Source organism: Amycolatopsis sp. NPDC114484 (genome assembly GCF_055633755.1).
This window is the reverse complement of sequence record NZ_JBVKDQ010000013.1, coordinates 92,902-111,280: the sequence shown is the minus strand read 5'-3', so window position 1 is coordinate 111,280 and position 18,379 is coordinate 92,902. Positions and strand designations below refer to the sequence as shown.

General features: G+C 69.6%; 22 protein-coding genes. 11 read left to right on the top strand and 11 right to left on the bottom strand.

Features of this window, described 5'->3' with window-relative positions; all coding sequences use genetic code 11:
• Nucleotides 1-116: 116 nt before the first annotated feature.
• Complete coding sequence (locus ACZ7SW_RS28795; protein WP_470233489.1) at nt 117-1,124, bottom strand: substrate-binding domain-containing protein; 1,008 nt, start codon at nt 1,122-1,124, stop codon at nt 117-119.
• A 73-nt stretch (nt 1,125-1,197) separates the two neighbouring features.
• On the opposite strand from ACZ7SW_RS28795, the gene ACZ7SW_RS28790 reads away from it, so the two are divergent.
• Together ACZ7SW_RS28790 and ACZ7SW_RS28785 are read left to right on the top strand one after the other, a co-directional pair.
• Complete coding sequence (locus tag ACZ7SW_RS28790; protein ID WP_470233488.1) at nt 1,198-1,665, top strand: MarR family winged helix-turn-helix transcriptional regulator; 468 nt, start codon at nt 1,198-1,200, stop codon at nt 1,663-1,665.
• A 26-nt stretch (nt 1,666-1,691) separates the two neighbouring features.
• Complete coding sequence (locus tag ACZ7SW_RS28785; RefSeq protein ID WP_470233487.1) at nt 1,692-2,552, top strand: alpha/beta fold hydrolase; 861 nt, start codon at nt 1,692-1,694, stop codon at nt 2,550-2,552.
• An 11-nt stretch (nt 2,553-2,563) separates the two neighbouring features.
• Here the strand turns inward: ACZ7SW_RS28785 and ACZ7SW_RS28780 are convergent, their stop codons facing one another.
• Both ACZ7SW_RS28780 and ACZ7SW_RS28775 read right to left on the bottom strand, forming a co-directional pair.
• Nucleotides 2,564-3,004 carry a nuclear transport factor 2 family protein gene (locus ACZ7SW_RS28780; RefSeq protein ID WP_470233486.1) on the bottom strand — a complete coding sequence of 147 codons (441 nt, stop codon included), beginning with the start codon at nt 3,002-3,004 and terminating at the stop codon, nt 2,564-2,566.
• 1 nt (nt 3,005) lies between these two features.
• Complete coding sequence (locus tag ACZ7SW_RS28775; RefSeq protein ID WP_470233485.1) at nt 3,006-3,881, bottom strand: TIGR03619 family F420-dependent LLM class oxidoreductase; 876 nt, start codon at nt 3,879-3,881, stop codon at nt 3,006-3,008.
• 142 nt (nt 3,882-4,023) lie between these two features.
• Here ACZ7SW_RS28775 and ACZ7SW_RS28770 point away from each other — a divergent pair, with 142 nt between their 5' ends.
• Entirely contained in the window at nt 4,024-4,830 is an 807-nt protein-coding gene (locus tag ACZ7SW_RS28770; RefSeq protein WP_470233484.1) for a hypothetical protein, read from the top strand.
• A gap of 173 nt (nt 4,831-5,003) precedes the next feature.
• Here ACZ7SW_RS28770 and ACZ7SW_RS28765 read toward each other — a convergent pair whose 3' ends face one another.
• Together ACZ7SW_RS28765 and ACZ7SW_RS28760 are read right to left on the bottom strand one after the other, a co-directional pair.
• A complete protein-coding gene (locus tag ACZ7SW_RS28765) occupies nt 5,004-5,813 on the bottom strand; it encodes an Fpg/Nei family DNA glycosylase (protein WP_470233483.1) in 810 nt (269 codons plus the stop codon).
• Entirely contained in the window at nt 5,813-6,286 is a 474-nt protein-coding gene (locus ACZ7SW_RS28760; RefSeq protein ID WP_470233482.1) for a ribose-5-phosphate isomerase, read from the bottom strand. The genes ACZ7SW_RS28765 and ACZ7SW_RS28760 overlap by 1 nt, the downstream gene beginning before the upstream one ends.
• 44 nt (nt 6,287-6,330) lie before the next feature.
• Between ACZ7SW_RS28760 and ACZ7SW_RS28755 the strand changes: the two genes are divergently transcribed.
• Together ACZ7SW_RS28755 and ACZ7SW_RS28750 are read left to right on the top strand one after the other, a co-directional pair.
• A complete protein-coding gene (locus tag ACZ7SW_RS28755; RefSeq protein WP_470233481.1) occupies nt 6,331-7,068 on the top strand; it encodes a 2-phosphosulfolactate phosphatase in 738 nt (245 codons plus the stop codon).
• Nucleotides 7,065-7,853 (top strand): MBL fold metallo-hydrolase, encoded by a 789-nt coding sequence (locus ACZ7SW_RS28750; protein ID WP_470233480.1) that lies wholly within the window; start codon nt 7,065-7,067, stop codon nt 7,851-7,853. The genes ACZ7SW_RS28755 and ACZ7SW_RS28750 overlap by 4 nt, the downstream gene beginning before the upstream one ends.
• Before the next feature lie 49 nt (nt 7,854-7,902).
• Here ACZ7SW_RS28750 and ACZ7SW_RS28745 read toward each other — a convergent pair whose 3' ends face one another.
• Entirely contained in the window at nt 7,903-8,523 is a 621-nt protein-coding gene (locus tag ACZ7SW_RS28745) for a mycothiol-dependent nitroreductase Rv2466c family protein (RefSeq protein WP_470233479.1), read from the bottom strand.
• A 176-nt stretch (nt 8,524-8,699) separates the two neighbouring features.
• Here ACZ7SW_RS28745 and pepN point away from each other — a divergent pair, with 176 nt between their 5' ends.
• Entirely contained in the window at nt 8,700-11,267 is a 2,568-nt protein-coding gene (pepN, locus tag ACZ7SW_RS28740) for an aminopeptidase N (protein WP_470233478.1), read from the top strand.
• Between the two features lie 484 nt (nt 11,268-11,751).
• Here pepN and ACZ7SW_RS28735 read toward each other — a convergent pair whose 3' ends face one another.
• The 3 genes from ACZ7SW_RS28735 to ACZ7SW_RS28725 form a co-directional block, all read right to left on the bottom strand.
• Entirely contained in the window at nt 11,752-12,234 is a 483-nt protein-coding gene (locus tag ACZ7SW_RS28735) for a DUF5130 family protein (protein WP_470233477.1), read from the bottom strand.
• The gene (gene ctaJ, locus ACZ7SW_RS28730) at nt 12,221-12,475 is read right to left on the bottom strand and encodes an aa3-type cytochrome oxidase subunit CtaJ (protein WP_037814055.1); all 255 of its coding nucleotides are present in this window, start codon (nt 12,473-12,475) and stop codon (nt 12,221-12,223) included. The genes ACZ7SW_RS28735 and ctaJ overlap by 14 nt, the downstream gene beginning before the upstream one ends.
• Nucleotides 12,476-12,783: 308 nt before the next feature.
• A complete protein-coding gene (locus ACZ7SW_RS28725) occupies nt 12,784-12,912 on the bottom strand; it encodes a hypothetical protein (RefSeq protein WP_470233476.1) in 129 nt (42 codons plus the stop codon).
• 28 nt (nt 12,913-12,940) lie between these two features.
• Here ACZ7SW_RS28725 and ACZ7SW_RS28720 point away from each other — a divergent pair, with 28 nt between their 5' ends.
• Complete coding sequence (locus ACZ7SW_RS28720; protein WP_470233475.1) at nt 12,941-13,222, top strand: hypothetical protein; 282 nt, start codon at nt 12,941-12,943, stop codon at nt 13,220-13,222.
• Between the two features lie 134 nt (nt 13,223-13,356).
• On the opposite strand, the gene ACZ7SW_RS28715 is transcribed toward ACZ7SW_RS28720, so the two are convergent.
• The gene (locus ACZ7SW_RS28715; RefSeq protein ID WP_050788293.1) at nt 13,357-13,809 is read right to left on the bottom strand and encodes an HNH endonuclease; all 453 of its coding nucleotides are present in this window, start codon (nt 13,807-13,809) and stop codon (nt 13,357-13,359) included.
• Nucleotides 13,810-14,220: 411 nt separating this feature from the next.
• Between ACZ7SW_RS28715 and ACZ7SW_RS28710 the strand changes: the two genes are divergently transcribed.
• The 3 genes from ACZ7SW_RS28710 to ACZ7SW_RS28700 are packed head-to-tail and all read left to right on the top strand — an operon-like array spanning nt 14,221 to nt 17,229.
• Complete coding sequence (locus ACZ7SW_RS28710) at nt 14,221-15,222, top strand: mechanosensitive ion channel family protein (RefSeq protein ID WP_470233474.1); 1,002 nt, start codon at nt 14,221-14,223, stop codon at nt 15,220-15,222.
• A 28-nt stretch (nt 15,223-15,250) separates the two neighbouring features.
• Nucleotides 15,251-15,640 carry a globin gene (locus tag ACZ7SW_RS28705; RefSeq protein ID WP_369806064.1) on the top strand — a complete coding sequence of 130 codons (390 nt, stop codon included), beginning with the start codon at nt 15,251-15,253 and terminating at the stop codon, nt 15,638-15,640.
• On the top strand, nt 15,640-17,229 hold the full coding sequence (locus ACZ7SW_RS28700; protein WP_470233473.1) for a glycoside hydrolase family 13 protein: 1,590 nt from the start codon (nt 15,640-15,642) through the stop codon (nt 17,227-17,229). The genes ACZ7SW_RS28705 and ACZ7SW_RS28700 overlap by 1 nt, the downstream gene beginning before the upstream one ends.
• 60 nt (nt 17,230-17,289) lie before the next feature.
• Here ACZ7SW_RS28700 and ACZ7SW_RS28695 read toward each other — a convergent pair whose 3' ends face one another.
• On the bottom strand, nt 17,290-17,478 hold the full coding sequence (locus tag ACZ7SW_RS28695) for a hypothetical protein (RefSeq protein ID WP_470233472.1): 189 nt from the start codon (nt 17,476-17,478) through the stop codon (nt 17,290-17,292).
• Nucleotides 17,479-17,864: 386 nt separating this feature from the next.
• Between ACZ7SW_RS28695 and ACZ7SW_RS28690 the strand changes: the two genes are divergently transcribed.
• On the top strand, nt 17,865-18,068 hold the full coding sequence (locus ACZ7SW_RS28690) for a cold-shock protein (RefSeq protein ID WP_037814060.1): 204 nt from the start codon (nt 17,865-17,867) through the stop codon (nt 18,066-18,068).
• The last annotated feature ends 311 nt before the right edge of the window (nt 18,069-18,379 follow it).

Genomic DNA, 18,379 nt, shown 5'->3' with positions numbered 1-18,379 from the left:
ATCGGCCAGGTCAAGAGAAGCGACGTTCAGCCTCGCCGAGACCCCCGTCGTATTCGAACCACTCGTCCCCCGCGGTCATGCACCCAGCATAATGAACCGACCAGCCCGCTGGACGGCTAACTACCGAGCAATTCCGGCACAAAAATCTCCTCAACCGTCATCAACCGCTGAGACAACCCCTGCTCGAAGTGCCACCGCAAGAACGCCTCCACCGACCGCCGGTTCTTCTCAATCCCGCACGGCCACCACTCCTCCCCGAACAACCGGCGATTCTCGTCATACAACGCACTGAACCACGGCACCATCCCCGCCTCCCCCATATGATTGAAGATCCGCCCGCGCCGGTAATCCGCCATCGCGACCTCCGTCGCGTCGACAAACCCCCGATACAGTCGCTCCGCCAACCCCGGCTGTTCCGCCAGCAGATCCCGCCGCACGACCACCGTGTGCATGATCGGCCGAATTCCGGTACGCCGGTAATACTCCCGCTCCACGCTCACGTAATCCGGAAACAACTGCGCTACCTCCGGCGAATCCTCCCGAATCCCCCGCGGCGGATCCGCTGAGATAAACGCGTCGATCTCCCCGCTCTCCAGCATCGGCCCGAGCGCTTTCCCCGCCGGGGCCTGCCGCACCTCGACCTCCTCGGGATGCAGCCGCGGAACGAAGTCGAACCATTCCATCGGCCAGTCGAACCCGCCGATCACCCACCGGCTTTGTTCCGGAAGCACGCCGTATTCGTCGGACAGAATGCCTTTCGCCACCACCCCCGCGTCGTGCCCGTACGTCGCGAACTCGCCGATCGTCTTGCCGATCAAGTCCCGCGGCGACCGGATGCCGCTGCGAGCATTGACGTAGATCGCCGAGTGCCGGAACTGCCGGTTGGGGAACACCGGCAGCGCGACGAACGGCGGATCCGGCAGGTCCAAGGTGCGCAGGTAGAAGGTGAGGCCCAGTTCGGCGACGGCGAACTCGCGCCCCCGCACCATCCGTTCGAACAGGTCCGAGACGACGTCGGCGGTGTGCAGGGTCGCGTCGACGCCGTCGAAGCGGACCCGGCCGTCGAACAGCGGCCGGGTGTTGTCGTAGCGGTACAGGCCGAGGTCCAGCCGCAGGTCAGTCATCACTCATTCCTCTCTGTCCCGGCCAATACTAAACGCGTTTACTATCTGCGGGCAACCGCTACGATGCCTCCCGATGGACAAGGACGCGCTCGCCGAACTCTTCGCCACCGCCTCGCTCGGCGCCCCCGAGAACGCGGTGGGCTTCGTCATGTGGCGCGTCGTGCACCGCTACGTCCGCGAGGTCGACCAGGCACTCGCCCCGCTCGACCTGACGCACCTGCAGTTCCAGACGCTCGCGCTCGCCGCCTGGCTGAACCGCACCGGCGGCCCGGTCACCCAATCCGGGCTGGCGGCCTCCGGCGACATCCATCCCATGCAGGTGTCGCAGATCCTGAAAACGCTGGAACGCAAGGGATTCGTCGCCCGCGCGCGCAGTGCCGAGGACATCCGCGCCAAACGCGTCGAGGTGACCGACCCCGGAGGAGCCGCCCTGCGCGCCGCGCTGCCGCTCGTGATCGAGGTGCAGCACCGGATCTTCGGCGACGAGGGACTGCCCGGCGGAAATCTGCTGAACACCTTGCTGCGCCTGGACAATTCCTGACCGCAGTGGCGTCTCGGGGAGGGACGATGCCGGGAACTTTCACCGACCCAAAGGCGCAAGAACGCTACTTCGCCGCCTACGCGAAGGTCCTGCGGAAATGGCCGGTTCCCGCCGAGGAACTGGACATCGCGACAAAGTTCGGCCCCACGCGCGTCCGGCGCAGCGGCCCCAGGCACGGCACGCCGCTCGTCCTGCTGCACGGCATCATGGGCTCGTCGTTGTCGTGGTACCCGCACCTCGCCGAACTGGCCGCCCGCCACCCGGTCTACGCCATCGATTCGATCGGCGAACCAGGCCACTCGGTCGAGACCACCTCCGCACGCACCGACGACGACCTCGCCGAATGGCTCTCCGAAGTCCTCGCCGGCCTCAGCCAGGATAGGGTCTACCTCGCGGGCGTGTCGCGCGGCGGATTCCTGGCACTGAACCTCGCGACCCGTTCCTCCGGCCAGATCGCGGGCGTCATCGGCCTGGAACCGGCCGGATTCGCGGCGATCAGCGTCCCGAAATTCATCCTTTGGAGTTTCGAGGAGATCTTCCCGTGGCTGCTGCCCGCCGCGATCCAGCGCCGGATCGTCGCCGGTGATCCGGCCGTGCGGCAGACGTTGCGGCCCTTGCTGTTCGCCGGCTTCAAATACCAGCCGCAACTACCGCCGCAGCACGTCTTCACCGACGACGAACTCCGCGCGATCGAAGTCCCCGGCCAGCTTGTTCTCGGCGAACGCAGCCATATCCACCGCGCACGAGAGGTCGCCGCGCGCGTCGCGACCCTGAATCCCCGCATCCGCACGGAAATCGTGCCGGGAACCACGCACGCGCTGACGTTGCAGCAACCCGATCTCGTCACCGCGCGCGTGCTCGACTTCGTAGAAGCGGATCCGGGCTGACATCAGACCTGTCAGACCTGTCGCGCGGTAGCCATCGCGCGCTCGGTCTCCCAGAACGCGCGCATCGAGACGACCAAACCGTCCTCGTCGACCCGGTACACGAACACCCCGTCGGTGTCGACCCGGTAGCCGCCGGGCAGGTACGTCGTGATCGTGCCGACGTTCGCGACCTCCGAACCCGCCGCGTGCGAATCGCGGATCACGAACTCGAACCTCTCGACGTTCCCGATCGTCTTGTCCCAGAAGGCGGAAAGGCCCTCGCGCCCGTGGTGGCCCTTGCCCTCCTCGTCGAACATCGACGGGCCGACCGGGTCCTCGACGACCGCGTCCGGGGCGAACAGCGCGAGCCAGCCGTCCTTGTCCCCGGCGGTCGCGGCCGTCATCGACTTGAACGCCGCTTCCCGCGCGGGCGGCTGCTCGGCCGCGGGGTCCCAGCAGACCTCGACTCCCATGTCACTCCTCGATTTTCGCGATGATCTCGTCGCCGAACTTGCGGATCGCGTCGACCTTCGGGCCCAGCTCCGCGTCGAATCCGTGCCCCTCGAACACCCACGGCATGGTGATCGCGTCGGTGACGCCCGCCTCGGCCTGCTCGCGGAATCCGTCGAGCCCGAACCGGTCGACGCACACCGCCTGGAACTCGAACGGGTCGTCGGCGCGCCCGCGCTCGGCGAGCAGGCCCTTCAGCTTGCCGATGGTTTCGCGCAGCTGGTCGAGCGTCATCATCGCGGACGACCAGCCGTCCGCGACGCGCGCGGCCCGGCGCAGCGCGACGTCGGTGTGCCCGCCGATGTAGAACGGCACGCGCGACGGCGGCGCCGGGCTCATCTTGAGCTTGTCGAAGTCGAAGAACTCGCCGTGGAACTCGACCATGTCGCCGCTGAGGATCAGCCGCAGCACGTCGATCGCCTCGTCGAACCGTTTGCCGCGCCGCGCGTACGGCGCGCCGCACCATTCGAATTCCTCCGGCGACCAGCCGATCCCCAGCCCGAGGCCGAACCGTCCGCCGGTCAGCGCGGCGACCGAGTTGACCTGGCGGGCGAGCAGCACCGGATTGCGCGAGCCGAGTTTCAGCACCGAGGTGTAGAACCGGATCCGCTCGGTCACCGCGCCCATCGAGGCGGTCGCGACCAGCGGGTCGGCCCAGGGCGTGTTCTCGTCCCAGAACCGGCTGCCGTCGGGGGTGTAGGGATAGTCGGCGGACACTTTCTCGGAGTAGAAGAGCGAATCGGGCAGCACGATCGAGGAGAACCCGGCCTCCTCGGCGGCGCGGGCCAGCCCGCCCAGCTGGTCGAGCGGGCTCATCGCGATCGACAGGGAGAACCTCATGCCGCGGACTATAACGTGTTCTAATTTTGTCGGCCACCGCCCGATCGGAGGCGCCGCCGGGAACTCTCCGCGCACGGTCCGCGTTGTCCGTTTCAGGGACGGCTGCCCGGCCGTCGCGTCAGATCGAGACACGGAGTGACCCATGGGCACCGCGATCCTCTTGATCGTGCTGGTCGTCGTCATCGTCGGAGGCGGGTTGTACCTGTTCCGGAAGCAAGCCGCGACCAGACAGAGCCAGCTCGACGACGCGAAGGCCGACGCGCGCCGCCTCGTCGAGCGCCTCGGCGGCCAGGTCCTCAACATCACCGGCACCGACACCGCCTCCCAGCAGGCGATGGCCGACGCGAGCGAGCGCTACAACGCCGCCGGTTCGCAGCTGGAGCAGGCCAAGACGGTCGAACAGGCCCGGCTGGTGAAGGAAACCGCCGTCGAAGGCCTGTACTACGTGCGCGCCGCGCGCGTGGCGATGGGCATGGACCCCGGCCCGGCGCTGCCGGACGAGGCCGAACGCGAACGGGCGGGCAAGGTCACCGAACACCGCGAGGTGGACGTCGAAGGCCAGCACTACGCGGCCTCGCCCGACCCCGGCCAGGACACGCCGTACTACTACCCCGGCGGCCGCGTCGCGGGACGCCCGGTGCCGCAGGGCTGGTACAGCGAACCGTGGTGGAAGCCCGCGCTCGTCGCCGGCGCGTGGGGTCTCGGCTCGATGTTCCTGTTCAGCGCCATGTTCTCCGGCATGGGCGGCATCGCCAGCGCCTCGGCCTGGGAATCCGGCTACGACGCGGGCCAGGCGGACGCCCTGGACGCGGGCGGCATGGACGGAGGGTTCGACGGCGGAGGCTTTGACGGCGGCGGGTTCGACGGAAGCCAGGACTTCGGCGGAGGTTTTGACGGAGGCGGCTTCGACGGCGGCGGATTTGACGGCGGCGGAGGCTTCGACTTCTGACCTCTAGCCAGCGAGGGCCCCGCGGCGGTTGCTGCGGGGCCCTCGTCGTCTCCGCAACCGTTTTCGCCCACCCCGCCAGTGGGCCTGGTACGCGAGGCAGAGATCCGTGAGGGCCACCTTGAGGGAATCTGATTCCCTCAAGGTGGCCCTCCCGGACTTCTGCCGAACCTAGCTCAAGCAGGCTGGCAGGTAGGGCACCAATAAAGATTCCGCGCAGCCAATTCCTTCTGCGCCACCGGCGTCCCGCAAACCAAACACGGCATCCCGGCCCGCCGGTAGACGTAAACCTCGCCCCCGTGCCGGTCCTCCCGCGGCGCCCGCCCCATCGCCGCGGGCAGATGCTCCGGCGCGACAGTGTCGATCCGCCCGACCCGCACCCCGGCGCGCATCAGCGTCACCAGGTCCGCCCACATGTCGTCCCACAGTGCGCGGTCCAGCGCCCGCCCGGGAACCATCGGCGAAACCCCGTGCCGGAACAGCACTTCCGCGCGATAGACATTCCCGACGCCGGCCAGCACAGCCTGGTCCATCAGCAACGCCGCGATCGTCGTTCGGGACCGCGAGATCCGGTCCCACGCACGATCCGGCTTCGCGTCGCGGCGCAGCGGATCCGGGCCCAGCCGGGCCTTGATCGCGTCGACCCGCGCCGGGTCCAGCAGTTCGCACCGGGTCGGGCCGCGCAGGTCGGTCCAGTGGGTCTGGCCGACCAGCCGCATCCGTACCTGGCCGACCGGCGCGGGAGCGGGCAGCGGCGCTTCGCCGAACGTGCCGTACAGACCTAAGTGGACATGGACTGTCCCCAAAGGACCGTAGTGGTGGAACAGGTGTTTCCCGTACGCCTCAGCGGAAACGAGCACCTGCCCGTCGAGTTTCTCCGCCTCCGCGGCGAACCGGCCCTGCGGGCTGCTGAGGCCGACCGGTCCGCCGGCGTACCGGCGTTTGTGGAGACGGGCCAGCCGATGGAGCGTGTGCCCCTCGGGCATCAGGCCTCCGGCAAGGCGGGCGGGGTGCCGGTGCGCTCGTAGTCGAGCAGCTGCTGCACGCGCCGCGCGTGGCGCTCGGCCGGGTCCACCGGCGTGGCCAGGAACGCGTCGACGATCTCGGTCGCCTGCTCCTCGGTGTGCATCCGCGCGCCGACGCCCAGCACCTGGGCGTGGTTGTGCTCCCGGGTCAGCTGCGCGGTTTCGACGCTCCAGCCGAGCCCGGCGCGGATGCCGGGCACCTTGTTCGCGGCGATCTGCTCGCCGTTGCCGGACCCGCCGATGACGATTCCGAGGCTGCCCTCGTCGGCGGCCACGCGGCGCGCGGTTTCGACGCAGAACGCCGGGTAGTCGTCGGCCGCGTCGTAGACGAACGGACCGATGTCGGTCACCTCGTGCCCCTGTTCGCCGAGGTGGCGGACAAGGTGGTTCTTCAGCTCGAAACCGGCATGGTCGGATCCCAAGTAGACACGCACAGCGGGAGTGTGCCATCTCGCCGCGGACCCGGCATGCTCCGGGGGTGGACATCGCAGCGCAGCACGGCGCGGACGTCCGGCTCGAATGGGGCGGCGAAGGCGTCGGAATCCTCGGCCGGGAGTGCGCCGTGCTGATCGTCGTGGACGTGCTTTCCTTCAGCACCACAACGGATCTCGTCGTCAGCCGGGGCGGCCGGGTGCTGCCGGTGCGGTGGCGGGACGAACGCGGGATCGCCGAGGCGCGCGGGGCCGGGGCGGTGGTCGCGGGCGAAAAGGAATGGACGCTCCGGCCGTCCTCTGTGACGGAGATCCCCTCCGGCACGCTGCTCGCCCTCCCCTCCCCCAACGGCGCGACGCTCTGTGCGGCCGCGGCGAAAACCGGTGCGCACGTATTAGCCGGTTGCCTGCGGAATGCGTCGGCGACCGCGGCGAAAGCCGAGGAAATCGCCGAGGGACGACCGATCGGCGTCATTCCCGCGGGCGAGCGCTGGGGCGTCGACATGTTCGGGGAAGGCAGCGAGTTCGGCCCGCTGCGGCCGTGCGTCGAAGACCAGCTGGGCGCGGGCGCGATCATCGACGCGCTGACCGGCTCGCGGTCCGCCGAAGCCGCGATCGCGGCGGCTGCCTACGCGGCCACCGACGTGCCGGCCGCGCTGCGCAGCTGCACCTCCGGCCGGGAACTCGCCGCGACCGGCCACGGAAACGACGTAATCCTCGCCGCGCCGCACGACGTCAGCGATAGCGTGGCGGTTCTGTCGCACGGAATTTTGGAGGGGCGATGAGCTGGACCGAGGTGGCCGACGGGGTTTTCGCCCGCCGGTACGACGAACTGGACCTCACCACCGGCTTGGTGCTCGGCCAGGAGCAGTGCCTGGTGATCGACACCCGCGGCGACGTCGACCAGGGTGCCGAATTCGCCGCCGCGGTGCGCGAACTGACCGAGCTGCCGTGGTCGGTCGTCTACACGCACGCGCACTTCGACCACGCCTTCGGCACCACGCCGTTCCTGCCGTGCGACGTCTGGGCCCACCCCGGCTGCTTGCAGGCGATGCTGAAGAACGGCGAAGCGGACAAGCGAACCTGGACGGCTCACTACCGCGAAGAGGGCAAGCCGGAAATCGCCGACGCCATCGAGCGCACCGGGCTCATGCCGCCGGACCGCCTGGTGGCCGACCGCGCTGAACTCGACCTCGGCGGCCGCACCGTGACCCTCGTGCACCCCGGCCCCGCGCACACCGACCACGACCTGATGGTGCACGTGCCGGACGCCGACGTCGTCTTCGCCGGAGACGTCGTGGAACACGGTCCGCACGGCTTCACCGCGTACTCGTTCGGCCCCGACGACCAGCTCGATGCCTGGGCGGTCGCGATGGACGCAGTGCTCGCGCTCGAACCGCGCATCGTCGTGCCCGGGCACGGCGACCCGGTCGACGAAGCGTTCGTGCGCACGCACCGCGACGGGCTGCTGCGCCTGCACGAGCTGAAAACCGCCAAGACGCCGCTTGAAGAAGCGCTGAAAAGCTCGCCCTACCCGGAGGACGTCACCAAGGCCGCGCTGGGCTTCTAGCGGGTGTTCGCACCGGCGAGAAACCGGGGCGAACACCCGCTAGAAGACGTCAGTCGAAGTTCAGGTCGCCGGTCCGGGTGCGCTTCAGCTCGAAGAAGTCCGGGTAGCTCGCCAGCGCGACCGCGCCGTCGAACACCTTCAGCGCGTCCTCGCCCCGAGGGATCGACGACAGCACCGGACCGAAGAACGCGGTCCCGTTGACGTGGATGGTCGGCGTGCCGACGTCCATGCCGACCGGGTCCATGCCCTCGTGGTGGCTCTTGCGCAGCGCTTCGTCGTACTCGGTCGATTCGCCCGCTTCGGCGAGTTCGGCCGGGGCCCCGATCGCGGCCAGCGCCTCCTTGATGACGAGTTTGCGGTCCTCGTTGTGCTGGTTGTGGTAGCGGGTGCCGAACTCGGTGTAGAAGTCACGCACGGCTTCCTGGCCCGCGGTCTGCGCCAGCGCGGTGGCGACGCGGACCGGCGCCCAGCCCTCGCTCAGCAGCGCCTTGTACCGCTCGGGCAGGTCTTCGCGGCCTTCGTTCAGCACCGAAAGGCTCATCACCCGGAAGTTCAGCTCCAGCGCACGGTGCTTTTCGACCTCGAGGATCCACCGCGACGAGATCCACGCGAACGGGCAGATCGGGTCGAAGAAGAAGTCCACCTTCGTGGGCTGGGACGAGTCAGTCATTTTCACGGGCTCCTCGGCGAGGCTGCTCCCCGGCATTCGCCGGAGGACGGGGCAAACCCCCGCACTGCGAGGCAACGCGGGGAGACCTCCGCATTGTTCCCTGGTCGCCGGTTCCGGGCGCGTCATGATTGGATGCTGAACGTCGTGCCCACCGGAACCGAAGACCAGAGGTGCCCGTGCCCGCCCCCAACCTGACGCGTGACGAAGCCAAGCAGCGCTCCGGCCTGCTGGACGTGTCGTCCTACGACATCGAGCTGGACCTGACCGACGGCCACGGCCGTCCCGGGGAGAAGACCTTCCGCTCCACCACCACGGTGCGGTTCTCCAGCAGCCGTCCCGGCGAAGCGTCGTGGATCGACCTCGTCGCCGAAGGCGTCCGCTCCGCCGTGCTGAACGGCACTGAGCTCGACGTCAGCGGCTACGCCGAGGAAAAGGGCATCGCGCTGCCCGGCCTTGCCGCGGAGAACGAACTCGTCGTCACCGCCGACTGCCGCTACATGAACACCGGCGAGGGCCTGCACCGGTTCGTCGACCCGGTCGACGACGGCGTCTACCTCTACACCCAGTTCGAGACCGCCGACGCGAAGCGCATGTTCGCCTGCTTCGACCAGCCGGACCTCAAGTCCGTCTACCGGCTCGCGGTGCTCGCGCCGCGCGACTGGAAGGTCGTTTCCAACGCGCTGGCCGAAAGCGCCGAGGACACCGAGGACGGCGCGCGCCGCACCCAGTTCGCCACCTCCGAGCGGATTTCCACCTATCTGGTGGCGCTCGTCGCCGGCCCGTACGCGGAATGGACCGACGAGTTCCGCGACGAGCACCGCACCATCCCGCTCGGCATCTACTGCCGCGCGTCGCTCGCCGAGCACATGGACGCCGAGCGGCTGTTCGTCGAGACCAAGCAGGGTTTCGCCTTCTACCACGAGAAATTCGGCACCCCGTACCCGTTCTCCAAGTACGACCAGCTGTTCGTGCCGGAGTTCAACGCGGGTGCGATGGAGAACGCCGGCGCGGTCACCTTCCTCGAGGACTACGTCTTCCGCAGCCGCGTCACCCGCTACGCCTACGAGCGGCGCGCCGAGACGCTGCTGCACGAGATGGCACACATGTGGTTCGGCGACCTGGTCACCATGCGCTGGTGGGACGACCTGTGGCTGAACGAGTCGTTCGCGACCTTCGCGAGCGTGTTCGCCCAGGCCGAGGCGACCGAGTACAAGAACGCGTGGACCAGCTTCGCGAACATCGAGAAGTCCTGGGCCTACCGCCAGGACCAGCTGCCCTCGACGCACCCGATCGCGGCCGACATCGTCGACCTGCACGCGGTCGAGGTCAACTTCGACGGCATCACCTACGCCAAGGGCGCGAGCGTCCTCAAGCAGCTGGTGTCCTACGTCGGCATCGAGCACTTCCTCGACGGCCTCAAGGTGTACTTCGGCAAGCACGCGTGGGGCAACGCCACGCTCGCCGACCTGCTGGCGGCGCTGGAGGAGGCGTCCGGCCGCGACCTGTCGTGGTGGAGCGCGGAATGGCTGGAGACCACCGGCCTCAACTCGCTCAGCCCGCGCTACGAGATCGCTCCGGACGGCACTTTCGCGTCGTTCGCCGTCGTGCAGACCGGCGCGAAGCCGGGCGCCGGCGAGCTGCGCACGCACCGCGTCGCGGTCGGTGTGTACGACGAGGACGGCGACGGCAAGATCGTCCGCACCCGCCGCGTCGAGCTGGACGTCACCGGCGAGCGCACCGAGGTGCCGGACCTGGTCGGCCAGGCCGCGGGCAAACTTGTGCTGGTCAACGACGACGACCTGACCTACTGCCGGATGCGGCTGGACCCGACGTCGCTGACCACGCTGATCGACCGGATCGGCGACATCACCGACTCGCTGCCGCGCACGCTGTGCTGGTCGGCCGCGTGGGAGATGACGCGCGAGGCCGAGCTGAAGGCCCGCGACTTCGTCACCCTGGTGGCGCGCGGGATCCACGCCGAGAGCGAGGTCGGCGTGGTGCAGCGGCTGCTGCTGCAGGCGCAGACCGCGCTCAACTCCTACGCCGACCAGAAGTGGGCGGCTTCAGAGGGCTGGCCCGCGTTGAGCGGACGGTTGCTGGAGCTGGCTCGTACCGCGGAGGCTGGGTCGGATCATCAGCTGGCGTTCGTGAACTCGCTGGCCGGCGGGGTGTTGAGCGACGACATCCTGGCTGAGATCGCCGGGTGGCTCGACGGGTCCGCGCCGTTGGCCGGGCTGACTGTGGACACGGATCTGCGGTGGCGGTTGCTGCAGGCGCTGGTCGCGCATGGCAAGGCTGGTGCGGACGAGATCAACGCCGAGCAGGAGCGGGACGACACCGCTGCTGGGCGGCGGCACGCTGAGCGGTCCCGGGCGCTGCAGCCTACGGCTGAGGCTAAGGCTGATACTTGGCAGCGGGCTATTTACGACGACGAGATTCCCAACGCGGTTAGCGACGCGTTGATTTCCGGGTTCTCGCACCCGGGGCAGAAGCATTTGCTCGGGGAGTACATCGAGCGGTACTTCGAGGTCATCGATGACGTGTGGGCTCGGCGGTCCAGCGAGCGGGCACAGCCTACGGCGATCGGGCTGTATCCGTCTTGGGCGGTTGAGGCGGCTACGGTGAACGCTTCGGACGAGTGGCTTGCCGGGGAGCATCCTGCTGCGTTGCGGCGGCTCGTTTCCGAGGGGCGGGCGGGGATTGTGCGGGCGTTGGCTGCTCGGGATTTTGATAGCCAGGGTTGATTGTTTCGGGGTGTTTTGACGGGGGCTATTGGCTGCGGTTTGCTTGTGGTCAGTGGTTGCGTGGGGGCACCCCGAAGCTGATTGTGACTACGGACGGCGGGTGCTTGTCAAGGCGGGAAAGATGCCTTGACAAGCACCCGCCGTCCGCGTTTTTGGCTTCGCATCGGGGTGCGGGGGTGGTGTGGGTGCCTGGCGGGTTGGGTATTTCGGCGGCGGTTCGCGGTGGGGTGGGGCTAGCGCCCCACGGTGACGTTGGGTGCCTGCGATGGCGTTCGGTGCATCTGACGCACCGAATGTGGTGTCCGGTGCGCATCCCGGCGGGGGTGCCGTGGGCGAGTGTCGTGAAGGAGCCCCTCCCGGACTTGCGCGGATCGTGAGGGGGGCTGAGGGAATCAGAGTTCCTCGGGGTGGCCGCACGGTGTCGGGCCCGGGGACGTAAAAGAGCCGGTACGCCTTGGCGTACCGGCTCTGTGGGTGTTCGGGGTTAGTGCTTCGGGGCGGGGCCCGCCTGGTCGCTCAGCATGCGCAGGGCGTTGACCAGGCCGCCGGTCAGGTCCCCTTCCTTGAAGGAGGCCACCATGCTCGCCACGGCCAGGTTCGCGCCGCGGTCGGGCAGGCGGGAGTGGGCGCGCTCGCCGGTGACGATCTCGATCGCGCGCTGCGCGGGCGAAACGCCCAGCAGGACCGCGTTCGAGGGGTCGTCGGTGGAGGCGTGCAGCTTTTCCGCGCCGGCGCGGGTGTCCTCGCCCAGGTCGCCCAGGTAGATGCTGAAGCCGAGGCCGGTTTCGCGGGTCGCGAAGGTCAGGGCCTCGTCCAGGCGCGCGAGCTGCTGCACCGTGAACGGGCTCGTCGGGGCCGCGGGCTCGTACATCTTCGCCGCGGACAGGCGGCCGCTGTTGGTGATGACCTCGCCGAAGGCCAGGTCCTTCTCCGCGACCGCGGTCTGGGTCAGTTCACCACTTGCCACGAGCGCCTCCTGCGGCCGTCGAAGCGCCCGCGGGCGCCGCATTCACGTCAACCGCCGGGCCGTGGCCGGCTCCTACGCCGTCCGGGTTGGCGGTCCACCACATAGCGGGGTACTCCCACGGCTGCCCCGGCCGGTACCGCGGCGTCCCCGAGAACTTCTTCCGCAAGGTCGCGGCGCCGACCACGAAGTAAATGGCCCCGGGGATGACCGCGTAGACCAGGATCGTCTCGACAACGTTCACGCCGGTGAGCGTATCGGATGCCTTCCGGAGCCACCGCGCGACACCGCGAGCCGGCGCTACCGTTCGTCGCCGCCGAGGCGCCGTCCGCCGCTTGGCCCGCCGCCGCTGGAACGTTGGGGCGAAAGACTGCGGGCCGAAAGATGGCAACTCGCCGTACAGGCGGCCGTACCGGGCGATACCGGCTTGTCCGAACCTTGAAATCCTCGTAGCTTTTTCACCTGTACGGGCCTTGCGCCCACCTCCCCAGCCCCAGCCCGTCACGCACCGGTCCCAGGAGGACACCTCATGCAGAGCGTCCAGACCCCCGCTCAGGCGATCACCGAGACCATTTCGTCACCCAGCGAGACCGAATTCGTGCCCGGAACGCGGGTCACGTCCGGCACCAGGGTTACGCGCAGCACTCGGGCCGCCCGCGGAACCCGGGTCGCCGCGGGCACTCGCGTGACAATGGGTACCCGGGTCACCATGGGAACTCGAGTCACCAGGGGAACCCGCGTCACCCGCGGGACCCGGGTCACGATGGGCACGCGCGTCACGGCGGGCACTCGCGTCACGATGGGCACCCGCGTCACGATGGGCACCCGCGTCACGATGGGCACCCGCGTCACGCGCGGAACCCGCGTCACCAGGGGCACTCGCGTCACGGCGGGAACCCGCGTCACCTGCGGCACGCGCGTCACGATGGGCACCCGGGTCACGATGGGCACGCGCGTCGCCTGCCAGGCCGACTACAGCCTCGCCGCCTGAGCGCAGAGCAGCACAGGCAGCACAAGCAAGCACTGCCAGGCTCCGCCCAGCACCGGATCAGAGACGTCGAGCGCGATCCATCGGCTCGCCCCGGCCGCCGCACCGGCAGCCGGGGTGCCGGCGTGTCCGGGAAACTAGGCCGCCGACCCGAGATACGGCCGCCACAGCGGATCGGCCTCTTTGGAATGCGCCAGCAGCCGCCAGTGCGGGCCGTGCGGGGCGCGCGGCACCACGCGCAGCCGCCAGCCGATCTCCGACAGGAGGCGGTCGGCCTTGCGGTGGTTGCACTTCGCACAGCAGGCGACGCAGTTGGTCCAGCTGTGCGGACCGCCCTTGCTGCGCGGGACGACGTGGTCGATCGTCTCGGCGCGCCCGCCGCAGTAGGCGCAGCGGTGCCGGTCCCGGTGCATCAGCCCGGCCCGGGTGAGCGGCACCTGCGCCCGGTAGGGCACCCGCACGTACGTGCTGAGCCGGATCACCGAGGGCACGGGCAGCGACACCGTCGCGGCGTGCAGTTCCACGCCGCCCGGGTCGCCGTGCACGACCTCCGCCTTGCCGCACATGACGAGCACCACCGCGCGCCGCATGGGCACTGCGGTCAGCGGCTCGAAAGTGGCGTTGAGCAGGAGGACCCGGCGCCGCCCCCACGCCGGGGCGACCGGATCGCGGGCTCTACGCTGTCCGGGCGGACGGGATGCTCCCCCTGGACGGGTCCCCGGCCCGGACGGGACGGAGCCGCCGGATGCGGACCCTCCCGGGCAGGCACGCAGGATCGCCTCCGGCGGCAGCTCGGCCATGGCTTGGCCGGCGCCGCCGAGGGGGACGGGTTGTCGGTCTGGCACTCGACCACCTCCACCGGTGCAGGCATAGTCGACCACACATCAGGGCCCCGGCGCACGCGTGTTCTGTGACGTGTCACATACCCGCGACCCGCCGGTCACCCCGCGGCCGCCTGCGCGCCGCCGGGACAACGAAGAGCGAAAGGACAATCTCCGCCAGTGAATGCCGTGCTCAGCGCCCCACCCGCCTGCATCTCCGAGACCGGGACGTGGTGCGCCCAGGTCTATTCGGTCACGCACAACGAGTGGCTCGCCGCGTCGGCGGGCTGGCTCCTCACGAAGCCGCTGAAGATCGTCCTGATCCTGGTCGTCGCCTTCCTGGTGCGCTTTCTCACCAAGCGGCTGATCGAGCGGGTCACGACGCTTCCGGCCTCGGGCAGCGGCGGCAAGATCCCCTCGCTGCTGAGACCGCTTCGCGAACGCGCGCCGGAGATGCTCGGCACCGCGGTGACCGAGCGGCGCAGGCAGCGCGCCAAGACGATCGGCTCGGTGCTGAAGTCGGGGTCCACGTTCCTGATCTACGGCCTCGCGTTCATCCTCGTGCTGGGCGAGCTGGGCATCGACCTGGCCCCGATCATCGCGTCCGCCGGGATCGTCGGCGTCGCGCTCGGGTTCGGCGCGCAGAACCTGGTCAAGGACTTCCTTTCCGGGATGTTCATGATGATCGAGGACCAGTACGGCGTCGGCGACGTCGTGGACATCGGCGAAGCGACCGGCACCGTCGAGGCGGTCGGCCTGCGGATCACCACGCTGCGCGACCTGAAGGGCACCGTCTGGTACGTCCGCAACGGCGAGGTGCTGCGCGTCGGCAACTCCAGCCAGGGCTTCGCCTACGCCGTGGTGGACGTCCCGCTGAGCTACTCCGCGGACGTCGACAAGGCCACCGAGGTGCTCAGCGGCGCGGCCACGAAGGCGGTCGAAAGCGAAGCGCTGTCGGTGAACGTGCTGGAGCCGCCGGAGCTGCTCGGCGTCGAACAGGTCACGCCGGAGGGAATCGTGTTGCGGCTGACGGTCAAGGTGCGACCGGGCAAGCAGTGGGCGGTGCAGCGGAAGCTGCGCGGGCAGCTGCTCGGCGCGCTCGAGGAGGCCGGTTTCGAACCGCCGCTCGGCCGGTTGCTCTCGTCGATGCAGGACAAACAGTCGGGCGCGCAGCGCGGCTGAGGCAGGGCAAGATGGAGGGGTGTCGACTGTGAGCGAGCCGGAACCGGCGAACCTGTACGAGGCGGTGGGCGGCGAACCGACCTTCCGCCGGATCATCAAGCGGTTCTACGAGGAAGTGGCCCGCGACGAGGTCCTGCGCCCGCTCTACCCGGAGGAGGACCTCGGCCCGGCGGAGGAGCGGTTCCGGCTGTTCCTCATCCAGTACTGGGGCGGTCCGCACACCTACTCCGACCAGCGCGGCCACCCCCGGCTGCGGATGCGGCACGCGCCGTTCAAGATCGGCCCGATCGAACGCGACGCGTGGCTGCGCTGCATCCGGATCGCGATCGACGAGGAGAACCTTCCCGAGCCCTACCTCAGCCAGCTGTGGGCGTACCTGGAAATGGCCGCGCACAGCATGATGAACAGCTTCGTCTGATGAGACGCGAGGTCGCGGGACGGCGGCCGGACCGCCTTCCGCGGCCCGCGTGGTGGTCGGACGCGGTGTTCTACGAGATCTACGTGCGGTCGTTCGCCGATTCGGGCGAGGACGGCATCGGCGACCTCGAGGGCATCCGCAGCAAGCTCGGCTACTTGGAGCTGCTGGGCGTCGACGCGCTGTGGCTGACGCCGTTCTACCCCTCCCCGATGGCCGACCACGGCTACGACGTGGCGGATCCGCGCGGCGTCGACCCGATGTTCGGCACCCTCGGCGATTTCGACGTGCTGCTCACCGAGGCGCACCGGCGCGGCATCCGGGTCACCGTGGACGTGGTGCCCAACCACACGAGCAACCAGCACGCGTGGTTCAAATCCGCGCTGGCCGCCGGGCCGGGCAGCCCGGAGCGGGAGCGCTACCACTTCCGCGACGGCCGCGGGCCCGGCGGTGCCGAGCCGCCCAACAACTGGGTCAGCGTGTTCGGCGGGCCGGCGTGGACCCGGGTGCCGGACGGCCAGTGGTACCTGCACCTGTTCGCCCCGCAGCAGCCCGACCTGAACTGGGCCAATCCGGACGTCCGCGCCGACCTCGAACGCACCCTGCGGTTTTGGCTGGACCGGGGCGTCGACGGGTTCCGGATCGACGTCGCGCACGGGATGGCCAAGCCCGCCGGGCTGCCCGACATGGACCCGGACACGCCCGCGCACGGCGGCGGCGAGGGCGGCGATCCGCGTTTCGACGACGACGGCGTGCACGAGGTGCACCAGCTGATCCGCAAGGTGCTCGACGAGTACCCGGACGCGATGGCCGTCGGCGAGATCTGGGTGCAGGACGAGAAGCGCCTGGCGCGCTACCTGCGGCCGGACGAACTTCATCTGGCGTTCAACTTCCGCCTGGTGCTGACGCATTTCGACGCGGACGCGATGCGCACGTCGATCGAGCGTTCGCTGGCGGTGCCGCGCGCGGCGGGCGCCCCGGCGACCTGGACGCTGTCCAATCACGACGTCTGGCGCGCGGCGAGCCGCTACGGCGGCGGGGCGGCCGGTGTCCGCCGGGCCCGCGCGATGGCGCTGGTGGAACTCGCCCTGCCCGGCGCGGTCTACCTGTACCAGGGCGAAGAGCTGGGCCTGCCGAACGCCGACCTGCCGCTGGAGGCGATGACCGACCCGCGCGCCCGTTCACAGGGCCCGGAGTTCAGCCGCGACGGCGAGCGCGTGCCGCTGCCCTGGGAGGGCACGCTCCCGCCCTACGGGTTTTCGCGCACGGCACAGACCTGGCTGCCGATGCCCGCGGACTGGGCTGCGCTGACTGTGGAACGGCAGATCGAAGAGCCGGAGTCGACGCTGTCGTTGTACCGGCGCGCGGTGGAGCTGCGGAAACACCATCCGGCGTTCCGGGGCGGCGACGAGCTGCAGTGGTTCGGCGCGCCCGCGGGCTGTTTCGCGTTCCGCCGCGGCCGGGGCGGCCTGATCTGCGCGCTGAACACCTCGGCCAGCTCGATCGCCCTGCCGCCGGGAGAGGTGCTGCTGACCAGCAGTCCGCTGGTCGACGGGAGGCTCGCGCCGGATTCGGCGGCCTGGCTCGGCTAGCCCGGGCCCGAGTCCCGTTTGCTGGTGGGCGGCGCGACCGTGCCGCCCACCAGGAGCGGGTCAGACTCGAGCGCCCGCCTCCAGGCCGAGCATGTCGAGCAATCCCCGCAGGTCGTCGACGTCGTGCGCGTGTCCGGCGACGGTGCGGGCGGCGTGTTCCTGCTGGACGCGCAGGTCTTGTTCGGCGGAGACCCGGGCACGGGCGAATTCACTGGTTTCGGCGGACAGCGGACGTCGTTCCGAGCGCATGTCGCTCCTCGTCGAGGTGGAAGGGGCCACCGGCGGCGCCGCGGGGGCGGGTCCGCCGGGGACGACGCCGGCTCGAACGCCGGCGCACGGTGAGACTTCTCGACGCTGCTGACGCTACTCCCCGCCCCCGACCTGCCCGCGAGCCCGTCCCCTCCGCGCGCCGCGGCGTCCACAGTGGACCCGCGGAGCGACAGCTCTGGTGGGACCGGCCCGGGCGTGCTTTACTGGTTGCGGTCGTGTTTTGTGTTCGTGCGGTGGGTACGTCCCGCAGCCACGCTCGCAAGATGTAGCGGGCGTGGTGTTTCTCTTTTCGGAAGGCACACCATCGGTCGCCGGCCCGGATGCCGAGGTGGCATCTGCTGTTTAGTCCGATGGAGATCGTTTTTATGACGCAAGGCACCGTGAAGTGGTTCAACGCCGAAAAGGGCTTCGGGTTCATCAGCCCGGACGACGGCAGCGCCGACGTGTTCGTGCACTACTCGGAGATCCAGGGCAACGGGTTCCGCAGCCTTGAGGAAAACGCGCGCGTGGAGTTCGAGGTCGGCCAGGGCCAGAAGGGCCCGCAGGCCACCGGCGTCCGCGCCATCTGAGTTCCGCTGGTGTTTCCCCTGGTGCGGAAGCCTTTCCGCACCAGGGGACCCTCGCCGGAGCGGGCTTTTCCGCCCCCGGCAGCCGATTCTCGTCGGCATCCCCTGGTGCGCCGGTGAATTTTCCCGGCGGCACAAGATCTTTCGCGTCCCGGGAACCCGGACGCGAGATCACCCGTTGACCAGAGCAGGCCGCGACTGGCCCTGAGGCCCTCCCCTGCCTGGTCGGTTCGCATGCCCGGCTCCTCGCCCTCGGCGGCTCCCCCTTCCGCCCGGGCTCCCGCCGCGGCACCGGCCTCGGCCCCCGCAGAGCG

Coding starts and splice junctions, on each gene's coding strand:
- ACZ7SW_RS28795 (WP_470233489.1), bottom strand. CDS start 1,124: ATGACTGACCTGCGGCTGGACCTCGGCCTGTACCGCTACGACAACACC.
- ACZ7SW_RS28790 (WP_470233488.1), top strand. CDS start 1,198: ATGGACAAGGACGCGCTCGCCGAACTCTTCGCCACCGCCTCGCTCGGC.
- ACZ7SW_RS28785 (WP_470233487.1), top strand. CDS start 1,692: ATGCCGGGAACTTTCACCGACCCAAAGGCGCAAGAACGCTACTTCGCC.
- ACZ7SW_RS28780 (WP_470233486.1), bottom strand. CDS start 3,004: ATGGGAGTCGAGGTCTGCTGGGACCCCGCGGCCGAGCAGCCGCCCGCG.
- ACZ7SW_RS28775 (WP_470233485.1), bottom strand. CDS start 3,881: ATGAGGTTCTCCCTGTCGATCGCGATGAGCCCGCTCGACCAGCTGGGC.
- ACZ7SW_RS28770 (WP_470233484.1), top strand. CDS start 4,024: ATGGGCACCGCGATCCTCTTGATCGTGCTGGTCGTCGTCATCGTCGGA.
- ACZ7SW_RS28765 (WP_470233483.1), bottom strand. CDS start 5,813: ATGCCCGAGGGGCACACGCTCCATCGGCTGGCCCGTCTCCACAAACGC.
- ACZ7SW_RS28750 (WP_470233480.1), top strand. CDS start 7,065: ATGAGCTGGACCGAGGTGGCCGACGGGGTTTTCGCCCGCCGGTACGAC.
- ACZ7SW_RS28745 (WP_470233479.1), bottom strand. CDS start 8,523: ATGACTGACTCGTCCCAGCCCACGAAGGTGGACTTCTTCTTCGACCCG.
- ACZ7SW_RS28720 (WP_470233475.1), top strand. CDS start 12,941: ATGGGAACTCGAGTCACCAGGGGAACCCGCGTCACCCGCGGGACCCGG.
- ACZ7SW_RS28715 (WP_050788293.1), bottom strand. CDS start 13,809: ATGCGGCGCGCGGTGGTGCTCGTCATGTGCGGCAAGGCGGAGGTCGTG.
- ACZ7SW_RS28700 (WP_470233473.1), top strand. CDS start 15,640: ATGAGACGCGAGGTCGCGGGACGGCGGCCGGACCGCCTTCCGCGGCCC.
- ACZ7SW_RS28695 (WP_470233472.1), bottom strand. CDS start 17,478: ATGCGCTCGGAACGACGTCCGCTGTCCGCCGAAACCAGTGAATTCGCC.
- ACZ7SW_RS28690 (WP_037814060.1), top strand. CDS start 17,865: ATGACGCAAGGCACCGTGAAGTGGTTCAACGCCGAAAAGGGCTTCGGG.